13 protein-coding genes are annotated in these 16,724 nt (G+C 72.2%); 6 read left to right on the top strand and 7 right to left on the bottom strand.

The window, feature by feature from the left end; genetic code table 11:
* Positions 1–33 precede the first annotated feature (33 nt).
* Positions 34–1,194 carry a sensor histidine kinase gene (locus EDD40_RS23725; protein WP_123744882.1) on the top strand — a complete coding sequence of 387 codons (1,161 nt, stop codon included), beginning with the start codon at positions 34–36 and terminating at the stop codon, positions 1,192–1,194.
* 18 nt (positions 1,195–1,212) lie between these two features.
* Here the strand turns inward: EDD40_RS23725 and EDD40_RS23720 are convergent, their stop codons facing one another.
* Positions 1,213–1,950 carry a hypothetical protein gene (locus EDD40_RS23720; protein ID WP_148088896.1) on the bottom strand — a complete coding sequence of 246 codons (738 nt, stop codon included), beginning with the start codon at positions 1,948–1,950 and terminating at the stop codon, positions 1,213–1,215.
* 314 nt (positions 1,951–2,264) lie between these two features.
* On the opposite strand from EDD40_RS23720, the gene EDD40_RS23715 reads away from it, so the two are divergent.
* Positions 2,265–3,566, top strand: a complete 1,302-nt coding sequence (locus EDD40_RS23715; protein ID WP_123744880.1) for an amidohydrolase family protein — start codon at positions 2,265–2,267, stop codon at positions 3,564–3,566.
* Between the two features lies 1 nt (position 3,567).
* Here the strand turns inward: EDD40_RS23715 and EDD40_RS23710 are convergent, their stop codons facing one another.
* The 4 genes from EDD40_RS23710 to EDD40_RS23695 form a co-directional block, all read right to left on the bottom strand.
* Positions 3,568–4,248 (bottom strand): SDR family oxidoreductase, encoded by a 681-nt coding sequence (locus tag EDD40_RS23710; protein WP_123744879.1) that lies wholly within the window; start codon positions 4,246–4,248, stop codon positions 3,568–3,570.
* Between the two features lie 186 nt (positions 4,249–4,434).
* The gene (locus EDD40_RS23705; protein WP_211348235.1) at positions 4,435–6,516 is read right to left on the bottom strand and encodes a PhoX family protein; all 2,082 of its coding nucleotides are present in this window, start codon (positions 6,514–6,516) and stop codon (positions 4,435–4,437) included.
* Between the two features lie 172 nt (positions 6,517–6,688).
* The gene (locus EDD40_RS23700; protein WP_123748238.1) at positions 6,689–8,707 is read right to left on the bottom strand and encodes a PhoX family protein; all 2,019 of its coding nucleotides are present in this window, start codon (positions 8,705–8,707) and stop codon (positions 6,689–6,691) included.
* Between the two features lie 62 nt (positions 8,708–8,769).
* Complete coding sequence (locus tag EDD40_RS23695; protein ID WP_123744878.1) at positions 8,770–9,930, bottom strand: MFS transporter; 1,161 nt, start codon at positions 9,928–9,930, stop codon at positions 8,770–8,772.
* A gap of 65 nt (positions 9,931–9,995) precedes the next feature.
* Here EDD40_RS23695 and EDD40_RS23690 point away from each other — a divergent pair, with 65 nt between their 5' ends.
* Together EDD40_RS23690 and EDD40_RS23685 are read left to right on the top strand one after the other, a co-directional pair.
* Positions 9,996–10,637: an HAD family hydrolase gene (locus EDD40_RS23690; RefSeq protein WP_123744877.1), complete on the top strand. Its 642-nt coding sequence runs from the start codon at positions 9,996–9,998 to the stop codon at positions 10,635–10,637.
* Between the two features lie 10 nt (positions 10,638–10,647).
* Positions 10,648–11,376 (top strand): SDR family NAD(P)-dependent oxidoreductase, encoded by a 729-nt coding sequence (locus EDD40_RS23685; RefSeq protein ID WP_123748237.1) that lies wholly within the window; start codon positions 10,648–10,650, stop codon positions 11,374–11,376.
* Between the two features lie 54 nt (positions 11,377–11,430).
* Here EDD40_RS23685 and EDD40_RS23680 read toward each other — a convergent pair whose 3' ends face one another.
* Together EDD40_RS23680 and EDD40_RS23675 are read right to left on the bottom strand one after the other, a co-directional pair.
* The gene (locus EDD40_RS23680) at positions 11,431–12,522 is read right to left on the bottom strand and encodes an inositol-3-phosphate synthase (protein ID WP_123744876.1); all 1,092 of its coding nucleotides are present in this window, start codon (positions 12,520–12,522) and stop codon (positions 11,431–11,433) included.
* A 41-nt stretch (positions 12,523–12,563) separates the two neighbouring features.
* On the bottom strand, positions 12,564–13,109 hold the full coding sequence (locus EDD40_RS23675; RefSeq protein WP_123744875.1) for a PadR family transcriptional regulator: 546 nt from the start codon (positions 13,107–13,109) through the stop codon (positions 12,564–12,566).
* A 167-nt stretch (positions 13,110–13,276) separates the two neighbouring features.
* Between EDD40_RS23675 and EDD40_RS23670 the strand changes: the two genes are divergently transcribed.
* Positions 13,277–13,681 (top strand): DUF5318 domain-containing protein, encoded by a 405-nt coding sequence (locus EDD40_RS23670; RefSeq protein WP_201437990.1) that lies wholly within the window; start codon positions 13,277–13,279, stop codon positions 13,679–13,681.
* 247 nt (positions 13,682–13,928) lie between these two features.
* Positions 13,929–16,634: a transglycosylase domain-containing protein gene (locus EDD40_RS23665; protein WP_281277806.1), complete on the top strand. Its 2,706-nt coding sequence runs from the start codon at positions 13,929–13,931 to the stop codon at positions 16,632–16,634.
* Positions 16,635–16,724: the final 90 nt, after the last annotated feature.

Here is a 16,724-nt window from a genome sequence, read left to right as displayed (position 1 = left end):
GCCGCGCGCCGCGACCACCTACCGTGAGGTCCCGTGGAGAGCACTCAGCTCGGGTGGCGGGCCCTGCTCCGCCGCCAGTGGCCGCTGGCGTGCGCCCTGCTCCTCCTCGTCGGCATCGGGTTCCTCGGCGAGGGCGGCTGGTGGCACATCCCCGGCGCGGTCGTGGTGTGCGCGCTGGCCGTGCTCGCGCCCCGGCGCCCGTTCGACGCCGTGCTGACCGCCGCGACGGCGGTGGGCGCGAGCTCGGTCGTGCTGCTCGTGGCGGGTGTCGCGCCCGTGACGCCGATGATCGGCGGCCTGGTGGTGGCCGAGGTGGCGGCCCTGATGGCGATCGTCGCGGTGGTGGTGCGGCAGGCCCCGCCGGCGCGCGCGGTGGCCGGGGTCGTGCTGGTCGTCGCGGTGACCGCGCTCGCCGCCGTCGTGCGGCCGGAGTACCGGTCGCCGCACTGGCCGGACGACTACAGCGGGCCCGGGTTCTGGCCGCAGTCGGTGTTCGGCGGGGTGCTGCTGGCGCTGTCGCTCGGCACCGGGCTGTACTTCCGCGCCCGCGACCGGGAACGCGCGACCGCCGTGCGGGCCGAGGTCGCGGCGGCGCAGCACACCGAGCGGATGGCGCTGGCCCGCGAGCTGCACGACGTGATCGCGCACTACGTGACCGGCATGGTGGTGCACGCGCAGGCGGCGCAGGCCGTGCCGGCCGCGGCGGGCGAGGCGCTGCCGATCATCGTGCGCAGCGGCAACGAGGCGTTGGCCGAGATGCGCCGCCTGGTCGGCACGCTGCGCGACACCGAGGCCGACGCGCCGACCGCGTCCAGCGACCTGGCCGACGACGTGCGCGGGGTGGTGGAGCGGTCCGGCCAGCCCGTGCGGCTGCACGTCGACCTGCCGGCGCCCGTGCCGCCGTCGTTGGGCCGCTCGGTGCTGCGGCTGGTGCAGGAGTCGTTGACCAACGCGCGCAAGCACGCCGAGGGCGCGTCCACCGTGGACGTCTCGGTGTCCGTTTCGGACGGTGCGGTGCACGTGCTGGTGGCCGACGACGGGCGGGCGCGCAAGGCGGCGCCGGTCGGCGGGTCCGGTGGTTACGGGTTGGTGGGCATGCGGGAGCGCGTCGAGCTGCTGGGCGGCCGGTTCAGCGCGGGCGCCCGCGCCGGCGGCGGCTGGGAGGTGCGCGCCATCCTGCCGGTGACGCGGTGACACCTCCCAGCCGCGCGGTCAGCCGGCGGACGGTTGGGACGCGGGCAGCTCGACGGGCAGCGGGTAGGTGAAGGACCGCGCCGGGTCCGCCTCCGGGCGGTGGCGGTCGGCGAGGTGGCGGTCGGCGACGGGACGGCGGCGGGACCCGCGGTCCTGGTCGGGGATCGCCGGCCGGTAGTCGCCCAGCCACGTGGTGACGTCGCCGGAGAGCCGGGCGTTCTCCTCGTGCAACTGGCGCACCTGGTGCTCCAGCTCGGCGATCCGGGCCTCCGCGTCGCGGTGCACCCGCACCACCGTCCACAACATCTCGTACGCCCTCGCCTCCCGGGTCGGGAGGCCCCCGCCGCCGGCCGCGGCGTCACCGGGCCCCCGGTCCGCGGGTGCGGCCAGGCCGTGCTTGCGGGCCCACTCCGGGCCGCCGATCATCGTCGTGGTGATGTCGTCGACCTCCGGGTCGAGCCAGCGCGGACGGGGGTCGTCGGTCGCCACGCCGACGACCAGGCCGTGCAGGTAGCGGGCGGTCGCCACCACCTCGGGCACGAGCGTCGGGTGCACGGCGGCGTGGACCAGGCTCGCGACCCGCTCCCACGGCGGCACGCACTCGGGCCTGGCCTGCGCGCCGATCCAGCGCGTCACCTCGGCCCGGACCGCGCCGAGCGAGCGGCCGTGCGCCCAGTGCCCGGGTGTTCGCGCCGCCCGTCGGAGCACCCGCCGGTACGCGGTGCTCATCCTGCCGTTGTCGTCCACCAAGTGCACCAACAGGAACAGTGCGAGCCATCGACGTTCCCGGGACAGGCCCGGCTCGGAGAAATCGGCCTCCGATCGCAGGACCGCCGCCGCGGGCTCCCCCCTGCCGCGGCGCTCGCCGGGTCGGGCACTTCCACCGTTACGAGCCACTGTCACTCCTTCGCCGGATCAGCGGGACCACCACCTCTCCCAACGTTTCGGAGATTACGTCCATCCAGCGGGTGAACACCGCCCCAAAAGGTCAAACCCACTGTTCGGGTTACGGGGTGACGCGTGGCCCGCCACGTTGTGTGTCGCTCGATCGAGTGCGGCAGGATCGGGGCATGTCGCTGCGCCTGCACGCCCCCGTCGTCCTGCCCTGCGATCCCGCCTGCACCGTCCTGCGCGACGCCGTGGTCGACGTCGTCGACGGCCGGGTCGCCCACGTCGGCGCGGAGGCCGACGCCCCCGCGTTCGACGGCGAGGTCCGCCGGCTCAGCGGCATCCTGCTGCCCGGTCTGGTGAACACCCACGCGCACAGCCCGATGGTGCTGCTGCGCGGCCTGGGCGGGGACCTGCCGCTGCTGCGCTGGCTGCGTGAGGCGATGTGGCCGGCCGAGGCGAAGATGAAGCCCGAGGACATCCGGGTCGGCATGCTGCTCGGCGCGGTGGAGATGCTGCGCAACGGCGTGACCACCAGCGCCGAGATGTACTTCCACGGCGAGCAGCTCGCGGACGCCGTGCTGACCGCCGGGTCGCGCGTGCTGTTCGGTGCCGCGATCATGGACCTGCCGGGGATGCCGTGGCGGCCGATGACCGACGAGATCACCCGGTGGATCGACGCCGACGGGCTGCGGTTCGGGCCCGACGAGCGGGTCGAGCTGAGCTACGGGCCGCACTCGGCGTACATCCTGTCGCCGGAGGCGCTCGGCGAGATCGCCGGGCAGGCGCGTGACCGCGGCGCGCTGGTGCAGGTGCACGTGGCCGAGTCGGCGGAGGAGGACCTGGCGCAGCGGGCGTCGCACGGGTCCGTGCCGCGGCTGCTGGAGCAGGCGGGCGTGCTGGGCGGGCGGGTGCTGTCGGCCCACTCCGTGCACCTGTCGCCGGAGGACGTGGCCATCTACGCCGCCCACGGGGTCGGCATCGCGCACTGCCCCGGCTCGAACACCAAGCTGGCGTCGGGCATCGCGCCGCTGCGGTCCTACCTGGACGCGGGCGTCGCGGTCGGGTTGGGCACGGACGGGCCGGCGTCCAACGACGACCTGGACCTGTTCGAGGAGGCCAGGCTGGCGGCGCTGCTGGCGCGCGTGACGTCGGGGGACGCGACGGCGATGCGGGCGGCGGACGCGTTGCTGCTGGCCACGCGCGGTGGTGCGGCGGCGTTGGGCCGCGACGACCTCGGCGCGCTGGAGCCCGGCCGGTGGGGTGACGTGGTGCACGTGGACGTCGACGACCCCGCGTTCGCCACGGGGTTGGACGCGCCGGACGAGCAGGTGCTGGCGAACCTGGTGTGGGCGTCGGGCACGCGGCGGGTCAAGGACGTGTGGGTGGCGGGCAGGCAGGTGGTGGCCGACGGCGAGACCACGAACGTGGACCGGCGGGCGGCGCAGGCGGGCGTGCGCGAGGCGGCGGCCCGGCTGCGGTAGGTCAGCGGGGGCGGGGGCGGACCACGACCTCGGTGAAGTGCGCGTCCTCGCCCGCGTTCACGGCGGTGGCGACGGCACGTGCCACGGAGTCCGCGCGCAGGTAGAGGTGCGGCTGGTAGTCGCCGCTCTCCTGCTCGCGGACGCCGCGCTGCATGTCGGTGTCGACGCGTCCGGGGTGGACGGACGTGACGCGGAGGTCCTCCTCCTCGGCGCGCAGGGCGTCGCCGAAGGCGCGCAGCGCGAACTTGCTCGCCGCGTAGACGCCCCAGTCGGGGTTGGCGCGCAGGCCCGCGCCGGAGTTGATCAGCACGACGTGGCCGCGGGCGGCGCGCAGCAGCGGGAGGGTCAGCCGGGTGAGCTCGGCGACGGCGACCACGTTGACGTCGAGGGTGCGGCGCCAGACGTCCGCCGTCGCCTCGGCCAGCGGGCCGAGCTCGGCGACGCCCGCGCTGTGCACGAGGACGTCCAGGCGGGTGAGGCCCGCGGTGGCGGCGGCCAGGGCGTCGGGGTCGGTCAGCTCGACCGGCCAGGGGCGGGCGGAGCCCAGCGACCCGGCCAGCTCGGCCAGCGCGCCCTCGTCCCGGCCGCCCAGCAGCAGGTCGTGCGTCGGCGCGAGGGCCCGTGCCACCGCCGCGCCGATCCCACGCGACGCACCGGTCACCAACGCAACGGGTCGACTCATACCCGCACCCTAACCACCCCCCGAGAGTCCTACCTCCAGAACTCGAGAGTCCTACGTCCAGGCGCCCTGAGTTCAACGCTCGGACCGACCACCCGGTCTGCCGAATGTTGAACTCAGGTGCGCTGAACGTAGGACTCTCGCGCCGTCAACGTAGGACTCTCGCGGCGTCAACGTTGGACTCTCGGGTCAGCCGCAGATGCGGCCCTTGTCCTGCTTCCACACGGCGACGACGGACGGGCGCGGCTGGGACGTGCCGCCGTCCGGCCAGTGCGACAGCGGGTTGGCGGCCGACGCGCCGTCGATCTCGCCGGGGTGCTGCACGGACACGAGCACGAAGTCGTCCTCGACCACCGGGCCGCACGTCTCGGCGCCCTTCGGCACGGTCAGGAACTGCTTCACCCGGCCCCGGTACGGGCCCTCGACCGGCACGGCGAACAGGCCGTCGTTGGACTTCAGGGCGTTGCCATCGGTGGAGATCCACAGGTTGCCCCGCGCGTCGAACGCCACGTTGTCCGGGCACGAGATCGGCGAGACCTGGGTCTTGTCGTACCCGCCGAAGTACGTGTCGGCCGACGCCGGGTCGCCGCACACCAGCAGCAGCTTCCAGGAGAACGACGTGGCGGTGTTGTCGCCCCGGCGCTCCTCCAGCTCCAGCACGTGCCCGTGGCGGTTGTTCGGGCGCGGGTTCGGCTCGGTCGGGCCTTCCTTGCCCGCCTTGCCGCGGTCGGTGTTGTTGGTCAGCGCCGCGTACACCCGGCGGTTGCGCGGGTTCGGCTCCACGTCCTCGGGGCGGTCCATCTTGGTCGGGCCCACGGCGTCCGCCGCGAGCCGCGTGAAGACGTAGACCTCCTCGGCGGTGAAGCCGGGCACGAACGAGCGGTTGCCCGCGGCCAGCGGGATCCACTCGCCGGAGCCGTCGAACCCGCCGTCGGCGGGCAGCGCGCCGGAGCCGTCGATCTCGGCGACCGGGCTGTCGCCGGTGAACTTGGCGACGTACAGCGTGCCCTTGTCCAGCAGCGTCCTGTTGTGCTCACGAGCGTGCTTGCTGTTGCCCGGCTTGACCTTCTCGTCGGACACGAACTTGTACATGTAGTCGAAGCGCTCGTCGTCGCCCATGTACGCGACCGCGCGGCCGTCGCGGGCGATGATCACGTTCGCGCCCTCGTGCTTGAAGCGGCCGAGCGCGGTGTGCTTGACCGGGGTCGAGTCCGGGTCGAGCGGGTCGATCTCGACGACCCAGCCGAACCGGTTGACCTCGTTGGGCTCCTGCGCCACGTCGAAGCGCTTGTCGAACCGCTCCCACTTGCGGGTGGACGCCGCGCCGGACAGGCCGTAGCGGGCCAGCCGCGCCTTGGCGACCGGGTCGGTGACCGAGCCCGCGTTGGCGAAGTACTGGTTGAAGTTCTCCTCGCCGGACAGGATCGTGCCCCACGGCGTCACGCCGCCCGCGCAGTTGTTCAGCGTGCCCAGCACCTTCGTGCCCGTCGGGTCGGCCGACGTCTTGAGCAGCTTCGAGCCCGCCGCCGGACCGGTGACCTTGAACGGCGTGGTGGCGGTGATGCGGCGGTTGTAGCGCCGGTCGAGCTTGGGCACGAGCTTGCCGCTGCGCCGGTCGCGCTCGACCAGCACCACCGACGCGCCGTGCGCGGCCCAGGCGATCTCGGTCTGCTCACGGGTGGGGTTGTTCGCGTCCCAGTCCTTGAACAGGAACTCCTCGGTGGTGTACTCGTGGTTGGCCACGAGCACCCACTGGTCGTGCCCGCCGACGGGGACCAGGCCGAGGAAGTCGCAGTTGTAGCCGAACTGCTTCGCCTGCGCCGCCGGGGTCTGGCGGTCGAAGTCGAACGCGGGCGCGCCGGGCACCACCGGGTCGCCCCAGCGCAGCACGACGCCCTGCTCGTAGCCCTCGGGCGTGACGACGCGGTCCTCGGTGTTGGGCGCGACGGCGGCGAAGTTCAAACCGTCGCGGCGACGACCGCCGCCCAGGTCGACGTCGAGGTCGACCTGGGGCTTGGCGGCGGCGCTGCCGGCACCGACCAGCCCGACACCCGCGCCCGCGACGGCGAGCACCGCGCCCGCCTTGAGCAGGCCGCGCCGGCGCACGACCTCGCCGACGACGTCGCCGAAGTAGGCGTTGTCGGACGTGTTGGGCGCCTCGTGGGCGCAGGCGTCACCGCAGCGGTACTTGCAGGTGATCGCCGAACGCCCGAGCGGGTGGTTGGGCAAGAGGGGCAGCAGGCGCCGCCCCCGATCGGTGGATGAGGACACGCGGACCTCCGAGATCGCTCAGTGGGAACCGGGCGACCGTAAGAGGGCAAGCCCTCCACCAGCGGACTTCGAGGTGAACGCGAGGCGAACACCTCGATCGTCACCGGACCGGGACCACCGGTTCGCACGCGGTGTGGTCGCCCGGTAGCGCCGGGCGACCACACCGGTGGCCTCACTCGCCGACGCGACGTCCTTCCCGCCACACCGCGACCACCGACGGCCGCGGTTGCGAGTCGCCGCCGTCCGGCCAGTGCGAGGCCGGGTTGTCCGCGCTCGCGCCGTCGACCTCGCCGGGGTGCTGCACGCACACCGTGACGACGCGTTCGCCGATCACCGGGCCGCACGTCTCCGCGCCGCGCGGCACGGTGAGGAACGCCTTGAGGTGACCGCGCTGCGCACCGGACACGGGCACGGCGTAGAGGCCGTCGTTGTGGCCGTCGAGCGCGCCGGCGGAGTCGCTGGAGATCCACAGGTTGCCGTGCCGGTCGAACGCCACGTTGTCGGGGCTGGAGATCGGCGACACCCGGCTCTTGTCGTAGCCCGCGAAGTAGGTGTCGGGCGACGCCGGGTCGCCGCACACCAGCATGAGGTTCCAGGAGAACGCGAGCGCGAGGGCGTCGCCGCCGCGTTCGGTCAGCTCCAGCACCTGGCCGTGCTTGTTGGCCACCCGCGGGTTCGGCTCGGTCGCGCCTTCCTTGCCCGCCTTGCCCCGGTCGACGTTGTTGCTCAGGGCGCAGTAGACGACACCGGTGTGCGGGTGGGTCTGGATGTCCTCGGGGCGGTCCATCCTGGTCGCCCCGACCTTGTCGGCGGCGAGCCGGGTGAAGACGTAGACCTCCTCGGCGGTCATGCCCGGCACGAACGACCGGTCGCCGGACGCGAGGGGCACCCACTCGCCGCGGCCGTCGAACCTGCCGTCTGACGGCAGGCGGCCGGTGCCGTCGATCTCGGCGGGCGGGCTGTCGCCGGTGAAGCGGGCGACGTAGAGGGTGCCGTCGTCCAGCAGGGTCATGTTGTGCCGGCGGGCGGCCTTGCCGTTGCCCTTGCGGACCTTGCCGGTGGAGATGAACTTGTAGATGTACTCGAACCGCTCGTCGTCACCGGAGTAGGCGACCACTCGTCCGTCGGCGGCGAGGCGGACGTTGGCGCACTCGTGCTTGAAGCGGCCCAGCGCGGTGTGCTTGACGGGGGTGGAGTCGGGGTCGGTCGGGTCGAGCTCGACGACGTAGCCGAACCGGTTGACCTCGTTCGGCTCCCGGGCGAGGTCGAACCGCTCGTCGAACCGCTCCCACTTGCGGGTGGTGGCCGTGCCGGTGACGCCGTAGCGGGTCAGGCGCGGGTCGGCGAGCGCCTCGGCGTTGGCGAAGTACTGGTTGAAGTTCTCCTCGCCGGACAGGATCGTGCCCCACGGGGTGACGCCGCCCGCGCAGTTGTTCAGCGTGCCCAGCACCTTCGTGCCCGTCGGGTCGGCCGAGGTCTTGAGCAGGTCCGAGCCCGCCGCCGGGCCGGTGATCGTGAACGGCGTGGTGGCGGTGATGCGGCGGTTGTAGCGGGAGAACCGGGTGGTGAGGCGGCCGTCGCGGGCCTGCTCGACCTGCACCACGGACAGGCCGTGCGCGGCCCACGCGATCTCGACCTGCTCGCGGGTGGGGTGGGCGGCGTCGTAGCCGCGGAACATGAACGGCTCGCCGGTGTACTCGTGGTTGGTGACGAGCAGGTTCGTCCGGCCGGTGGCGTCCAGCGGCAGCAACGCGGCGAAGTCGCAGTTGTAGCCGAACTGCCTGGCCTGGGCGGCGGCGGTCTGGTGGTCGAAGTCGAACCGGGGCGCGTCCGGGAAGAGCGGGTCGCCCCAGCGGATCACGACCTCGTGGCGGTAGCCCTCGGGGACGACGACGGCGTCGAGCGCGTTCGGCGCGACGGGGGCGAAGTCCAGGCCGAGGGGGTGCCGTCCCGCCGTCCCGGGTTCGGCCTCGGCGGTGGCGGCCCCGCTCGTGACGCCGCTCGCGACGCCGCCGAGCGCTCCGACGACCACGGCCGCCTTGATGGCGGTGCGCCGGTCGACCAGGTCGCCGAAGTAGGGGTTGCCCGAGGTGTTGGGCACGTCGTGGAAGCACGCGTCACCGCAGCGGTACTGGCAGGTGACGGCCGCGCGTCCGGGGGAGTGGTTGGCCAGCAGTGGAAGGTGTCTCACCACTAGAACGCCTCCTGTGGTCAGTTGGGACCAACGGACCGTAAGCCGGCGTTCACCTCTTGTTAACCCACCAGGTCCTCTCCGACCAGGATCGCTTCGGTCGGCACGGCGCGCTCGGAGGTCCGGCCGAGGGCCAGCAGGCCGGCCGCGAGGACGCAGCACACCGCGGCGACCACGAACGGCTGGGCCAGGTGGCCGACGAACGTGGCGGCCAGCGCGCCGCCGAGCCAGCGCAGGAAGTTGTAGCCCGCGCTGGCCACCGGGCGCGGCGCCGGGCTGACGCTCATCGCGGCGCTCGTGAACAGGGTGTTGAGCAGCCCGGAGACCACGCCGCTGACGATCACCGCGACGACCAGCAGCGACTTGTTCGGCACCGCCATGACCAGCATCAACGCCCCGAACGCGAGGACCGCGGCGACGGTGGCGCGGCGGTCGCCGAAGCGGCCGGCCAGGCGTGGCGCGAGCCAGACGCCGGAGACCGCGACGCACGCGCCCCAGCCGAAGAAGACGAGCCCGACCTGCACCGCGCCCCAGCCCAGCACGAACGGCGACCAGGCCAGCACGGCGAAGAACGCGGCCGTGTAGAGGGCGGAGCCGAGGGCGGTGCGCAGCAGGCCGGGGTGGCGCAGGGCGCGCAGCGGGTCGAGGAGCCGGACCTCGTGCTGCGGCTTGTCGTCGGCGAGGAAGACCGCGCAGAGCGCGAACGCGGTCGCCATCAGCACGGCGGTGCCGATGAACGGCCCGCGCCACGAGAAGCTGCCGAGCAGCGCGCCCAGCAGCGGCCCGACGGACAGGCCGAGGCCGAGGGCGGCTTCGTAGAGCAGGATCGCGCCCTTCTGGCCGCCGGTGGCCGCGCCGACGATCACCGACAGCGCGGTGGCGATGAAGAACGCGTTGCCGAGGCCCCAGACGGCGCGCAGGCCGACGAGCTGGCCGATGCTGCCGGCGAGGGCGCAGAGGGCGGTGGCGACCACGATGAGGGCCAGGCCGCCGACGAGGGTGCGCTTGGCGCCGAAGCGGGCCGACGCGACGCCGGTGAACAGCATGGCGACGACCTGGACGCCCAGGTAGGAGGAGAAGAGGAGGGTGACCTGCGACGGTGTGGCGTGCAGGCCCTCGGCGATGGACAGCAGGATGGGGTCGACGAGCCCGATGCCCATGAACGCGATCACCGCGGCGAACGCCGTGACCCACACCTGACGGGGTTGGTCGAGGAAATTCACTTAGCCATCCTAACCGAATTTGGTTAGCTTAGCGAAGTAAGGCCGTTCACACTACGGTCTCGGGTGTGGATGCGGTGGTGTTCGACCTCGACGGCGTGCTGGTGGACTCCGAGCGGATGTGGGACGAGGTGCGGCAGGCCTTCGCCGCCCGGCACGGGGGCACGTGGCGGCCCGCGGCGACCAGGGCGATGCAGGGCATGAGCACACCCGAGTGGGCCACGTACCTGGTGACCGAGGTCGGCGTGCGGCTGACCCCGGCCGAGGCGGCGGCCGGCGTGATCGGCGAGATGGCCGAGCGCTACGCCGAGGGCCCGCCCGTGCTGCCCGGCGCGGTGGACGTCGTGCGCGCGGTGGCGTCGCGCTACCCGGTCGCCATCGCCAGCTCGTCCCCGCCGGTCCTGATCAAGTCGTTCCTCGCCGCGACCGACCTGACCGACGTCGTCGAGGTGGCGATCTCCAGCGAGCAGGCGGGCGCGGGCAAGCCCGCCCCGGACGTCTACCTCCTGGCCACGTCGAAGCTGGGCGTCGACCCGACCCGCAGCGCGGCGGTGGAGGACTCGACCAACGGCCTGCGCGCCGCCCTGGCCGCCGGCATGGCCGTCTACGCCGTCCCGAACCCCCACTTCCCGCCGGACCCGGCCGTCTTGACGCACGTCACCGTGTTGCGGCGACTGTCGGACCTGCCCGGCGCGCTGCCGACGCCCTAGCGTGCCCACCATGGAGCGACGAGTTGCGGTGGTCACCGGTGCGGCCCAGGGCATCGGGGCGCGGGTGGCCGAGGTGTTGCGCGCGGACGGGTACGAGGTGGTCGGGTTCGACCTCACGGAGACCGACGGCGGCGTGGTGGGCGACGTGTCCTCGCCGTACGACGTGGCCAGGGTGGCCGAGCGGGTCGGCGACCGGGTCGACGTGCTGGTCAACAACGCCGGGATCGCGGGGATCGTGCCGTTCGAGGACACGTCCCTGGAGCTGTGGGAGCGGATGGTGGCGGTCAACCTGACCGGACCGTTCCTGCTGACGCAGGCGCTGGGGCGGGTGATGCTGGCGCGCGGTCGGGGCGCGGTGGTGAACATCGCGTCCGTGGCCGGGTTGCGCGGTGTCGCCGACCGGGCCGTCTACAACACCACGAAGCACGGCTTGATCGGCATGACGCGCACGCTCGCCGTGGAGTGGGGCGGGCGCGGCGTCCGGGTCAACGCGGTGTGCCCGGGGTGGGTGAAGACCGAGATGGACGTCGAGTCGCAGGCGGGCGGGCACTACGACGACGCCGACATCACCGACCACGTGCCCATGGGCCGGTTCGCGGCGCCCGACGACATCGCGCAGGCCGTCGCCTTCCTGGCCGACCCGGACCGCAGCGGCTTCGTCAACGGCGTCGCGCTGCCGGTGGACGGCGGCTGGACGGCCGACGGGTCGTGGCAGTCGCTGCGCCTGTCCAAGCGCTGACCTGCGAGAAGACCCCCTGCACCGAGAGGTGCAGGGGGTCCGTCGCGGTGGGACTCAGCGCTCCACGTCACCGCGGATGAACGCCTCGACCGCCTCGTGCGCCTCGGAGTCCGAGTACTGCACGGGCGGCGACTTCATGAAGTAGGACGACGCCGACAGGATCGGGCCGCCGATGCCCCGGTCCAGCGCGATCTTCGCGGCGCGCACCGCGTCGATGATGATGCCCGCCGAGTTCGGCGAGTCCCACACCTCGAGCTTGTACTCCAGGTTCAGCGGCACGTCGCCGAACGCGCGGCCCTCCAGCCGCACGTACGCCCACTTGCGGTCGTCCAGCCACGCCACGTAGTCGGACGGGCCGATGTGGACGTTGCGCTTGCCCAGGTCGCGGTCGACCTGCGAGGTCACCGCCTGCGTCTTGGAGACCTTCTTGGACTCCAGCCGCTCCAGCTCCTTCATGTTCAGGAAGTCCATGTTCCCGCCCACGTTGAGCTGCATCGTCCGGTCGAGCTGGACGCCGCGGTCCTCGAACAGCTTGGCCAGCACGCGGTGCGTGATGGTGGCGCCGACCTGCGACTTGATGTCGTCGCCGACGATCGGCACGCCGGCCGCGCGGAACTTCTCCGCCCACTCCGGGTCGGAGGCGATGAACACCGGCAGCGCGTTGACGAACGCCACACCGGCGTCGATGGCCGCCTGCGCGTAGAAGCGGTCCGCCGCCTCGGAGCCGACGGGCAGGTAGGACACGAGCACGTCGACCTCGGCGTCGCGCAGCGCCCGGACCACGTCGACCGGCTGCTCGTCGGACTCCTCGATGGTCTCCCGGTAGAACCGGCCGAGCCCGTCCAGGGTGTGACCGCGCTGCACGGTGACGCCCAGCGGCGGCACGTCGGCGATCTTGATCGTGTTGTTCTCGCTCGCCCCGATGGCCTCGGACAGGTCCGTACCGACCTTCTTGGCGTCCACGTCGAACGCGGCGACGAACTCGATGTCGCGCACGTGGTAGTCGCCGAACCGGACGTGCATCAGACCGGGCACGCGGGTGCTCGGGTCGGCATCGCGGTAGTAGTGGACGCCCTGCACCAGCGACGCCGCGCAGTTGCCGACCCCGACAATGGCCACTCGAACAGTGCGGCGGTTGTCGCCCATGCCGAGTCCTCCTTGATTCTTCCGTGCTCGTATCCGGGGTGTCATTGATCCTGCTCGCGCTGTTCAGCCTGTTCATGGGCGATCAGCTCGTTCAACCACCGCACTTCGCGCTCGGTGCTCTCGAGCCCGAGCCGGTGCAGCTCCCGGGTGTACCGGTCGATGCGTTCGCTGGTAGCCGATAACGAGGTGCGCAGCCCCTCGCGGCGCTCTTCGACGCGGCGCCTGCGGCCTTCGAGGATGCGCATCCTGATCTCGACGGGGGTCCTGGAGAAGAACGCCAGGTGGACGCCGAACGAGTCGTCGTCCCACGTCTGAGGTCCGGCGTTGACCAGCAGTTCGGCGAACCTCTCCTTGCCCTCCGCGGTGAGCTTGTAGACCTTGCGCGCCCGACGGCCCCACCGGGCCGAGTCGTCCTCGGGCACTTCCTCGACGATGAGGCCGCCGCGTTGCAGCTTGCGCAACGTGGGGTACAGCGTCCCGTAGGAGAACGCGCGGAACGCACCCAGCAGCTCGTGCAGGCGCTTGCGCAGCTCGTAGCCGTGCATGGGCGCCTCGTGCAGCAGGCCGAGCACCGCGAACTCCAGCACGGCACCTCCCTCGCTCGGTGAGCGCCGATGGGTGCGGTCAGTATATCGGTGCGATACATCCACGCACGCCGATGCCGTGTCGCGTGGCACACAGCGACCCCTGCCTTTCGGCCCACTGCCCTGAACGGCCCATCGACGCGGTTGGGGCGGCACGTACTCTGGTCGTCGTGTCGACCCAACGCCAGGTCGTGGACTACGCCTTGCAGCGCCGTGCGCTGCTGGCGGAGGTCTACGCGGGCCGAGTGGGCACGATGGAGGTCTGCGACGCGAGCCCGTACCTGCTGCGGGCCGCGAAGTTCCACGGCCGGCCGAGCGACGTGACCTGCCCGGTGTGCCGGAAGGAACCGCTCACCCACGTGTCCTGGGTCTACGGCGACGAGCTCAAGCACGCGGCCGGATCCGCGCGCACCGCCGACGAGCTGGCCCGCATGGCGACCCTCTTCGAGGAGTTCACCGTGTACGTGGTCGAAGTTTGCCGCACATGTAGTTGGAACCACCTGGTGCAGTCATACGTCCTGGGAACGCGTGGCCTGAACACTCGCAAGCCACGCAGGAGGACCGCGGCGGAGTGAACGTGCTCCGACCACGGGCGCCGCTCCGGCGAGGAGCAGCGGCGTACGACCACCGAACCGCGTGCAACGGCACGCCGGTCTGGGAGGCCATTTCGTGAACGACCAGCATGACGACAGGCATCGTGGCGCGGAGCCGCAATGGCCGACCGGGGAGGACCCGGACGGCGGCGGGCACCCACCGCGCCACGGCGCCGGGGATCAGCCGGAGCGTCCGAACACCCCGCCAGGTGGTTTCGCGCGCACTCCGGTGGACGGCCCCGGCCCCGCGCCCAGGCACGGCACGCCGCCGGGCGGGTTCGCCCGTCCCGGCACGCCGCCCGCGGGAGGCCCACCGGTGGGCGGCACGCCACCCGGCGGCATCCCCCGCGGCGGCCCGCCGCCGCGCAGGCCGGGCGGACCCGTCCCCCACGGCAGGCCGGTCGGCCCACCGGTCGGCCCCGGAGGTCCCGTGCCGCCCGGCGGGCCCGCGGTCGCGGGCAGCGTGCCCGGCGGCCCCGGCCAGCGACCCCCCACGCCTCCCGGCGGTGTGCGCGGACCCGGAGGTCCCGTGCCGCCCGGCGGCCGGCCACCGGTCGGTGGTCCGGGCGGCCCCCGCCGACCCGGCGGCCCGACGGGTCCGGGCGGTCCCGCGCGGCGTCCCGGCGAGGAGCCGACGGACCTGCTGCCGCCCGTCTACCAGACCACGCCGCGCGAGCCCGAGCTCCTCACGCACCGCGAGGACGAGGTCGAGCTGGAGCCGTTCTACGACGACGAGTACGACGAGGAGCTGACCGAGGAGGAGGCCCGCGCCGTGCGCCGCAAGAAGGTCTGGCGCCGCGTGCGCCGCGCCACCTACGTGGCCTTCGGCCTGATGCTCCTGGCGCCGGTCGCCGCGTTCGCCATCGCCTACCAGGTGGTGGAGGTGCCGAACCCGGAGGTCGTCGCGGCCGACCAGGGCAAGGCGATCACGGTCCTCTACGCCGACGGCACCGAGATGACCAAGATCGCGCCCGGCGAGGCGAACCGGACCCTGGTCAAGTACGAGGACCTGCCGGACTCGATCAAGCACGCGGTGTTCGCGGCGGAGGACCCGACGTTCGAGACGAACGTCGGCTTCGACCTCACCGCCATCGCGCGCGCGGCGTACTACCAGCTCAAGGGTGAGCAGAGCGGTGGCTCGGGCTTGACGCAGCAGTACGTCAAGAAGGCCACCGACCAGTCGGACATGACGCTGACCCGCAAGTTCACCGAAGCCGTCACCGCGTACAAGATGTCCGAGCAGCAGGACAAGGAAGACATCCTCACCGCCTACCTGAACACGATCTACTTCGGCAAGGGCGGCTACGGCATCAAAACGGCGGTGAAGGCCTACTTCGGCGTCAACGAGCTGAAGGACGTCACCCCGTCCCAGGCGGCGCTGCTCGCGGGCATGATCCAGAACCCGAGCCGCGACTGGCAGCAGGCGTACATGGAAGAGCGCTGGAACTACGTGATGGACCAGATGCTCAAGTACAACTGGATCGACCAGGCCTACCGGGACGCCGAGAAGTTCCCGCAGCCGGTCGAGCAGGTCGACCAGTCGGGGTTGAGCTCGATCCGCCTGCACATCCGCGAGCAGGTCGTCCAGGAGATGGCCAAGGTCGACTGGGGCATCGAGAAGGCGCAGAAGGTCGGCGTCACCGTGCACACCACCATCGACCCGCCCAAGCAGCAGGCGGCCGAGGACGCGGTCCACGAGGTCCTCGGTCCCCAGCCCCCGGAGCTGCGGTCCTCGCTCACCGCGATCGACCCGCAGACCGGCGCGGTGAAGGCGTACTACGCGGGCGAGGACGGCACCGGCCTGGACTACGCGACGAACACCCTCCAGGAGGCGGGCTCGTCGTTCAAGCCCTTCGACCTGGTCGCCGCGCTGAAGAACGGCAAGGGCCTCGGCTCGACCTACGACGGCCGCTCGCCGAAGACGTTCGAGCTCGGCGGCACCAAGATCACGATCCGCAACGCGTCGGACCGGAACAACACCTGCGGCGAGCAGTGCCCCATCCGCAAGGCGATGGAGATGTCGCTCAACACGGTGTTCTACGAGATGGTGATCGACATCGGCACCCAGCCGGTCGCCGACGCCGCCCACGCGGCGGGCATCCCGAAGACGGTCGAGGTGCAGGGCCAGAAGAAGGACCTGCTGGTCAACGAGAACGGCGGCCCGCCGAACGTCGGTATCGCGATCGGCGGCGGCGAGGCGCAGGTCCGGCCGTTCGACATGGCCTCGGCCTACGCCACGTTCGCCGCGCGCGGCATCTACCACGAGCCGTTCTTCATCTCGAAGATCACCAACGCCGAGAACAAGGCGGTCTACCAGCACGTCGACGTGACGCGGCCGGCGTTCGCCCCTGATGACCAGCAGCTGAACCAGGACATCGCGGACAACGTCACCGAGTCGCTCAAGCCCGTGCTCACGTACTCGAAGATCCCGTGCGCGGGCCGCGAGTGCGCCGGCAAGACCGGCACGCACGAGCTGCCCGACGACGCCAGCCAGAACTCGAAGGCGTGGATGGTCGGCTACACGCCGTCGCTGTCCGCGTCGGTGTGGCTGGGTCGCGACGAGGGCAACGTGGCGCTGAGGGACAACCGGGGCAACCCGATCTTCGGTGGTGGCCTGCCCGGTCAGATCTGGAAGAAGTTCATGGACAAGTCGCTGGAGGGAACGCCGGCGGAGCCCTTCCCGAAGCCGAGGAAGCTCCACCAGTTCGACGACCCGAAGCCGACGACGACCACGACCACGACGACCACCACGACGAAGCGGGACGAGGAGAACCGGTCGACGACGACCGAGCCGACCACGACCAAGCCGACGACCACCAAGCCGACGACCACCACCCGTCCGTGCGTAGGCCTGGCCTGCCCGCCCACGACCACCACGACGGAGGAGAACGATCCCAATCCGATCGGTGGCGGCGGCAGACCGCCGACGGGTTAGCGATCGAAGTCAGCGCACGTGAAGAGGGGTCCGGCCGAGTGCCGGGCCCCTCTTCGCGCACCGGGCCCGGAGCGGGGCCGCGACGATCTC

The sequence above is a fragment of the Saccharothrix texasensis genome (genome assembly GCF_003752005.1).
In the GTDB taxonomy this organism is placed as follows: Bacteria; Actinomycetota; Actinomycetes; order Mycobacteriales; family Pseudonocardiaceae; genus Actinosynnema; species Actinosynnema texasense.
The sequence above is the reverse complement of the archived record's forward strand: the minus strand, read 5'-3'. Positions and strand labels throughout refer to the sequence as shown.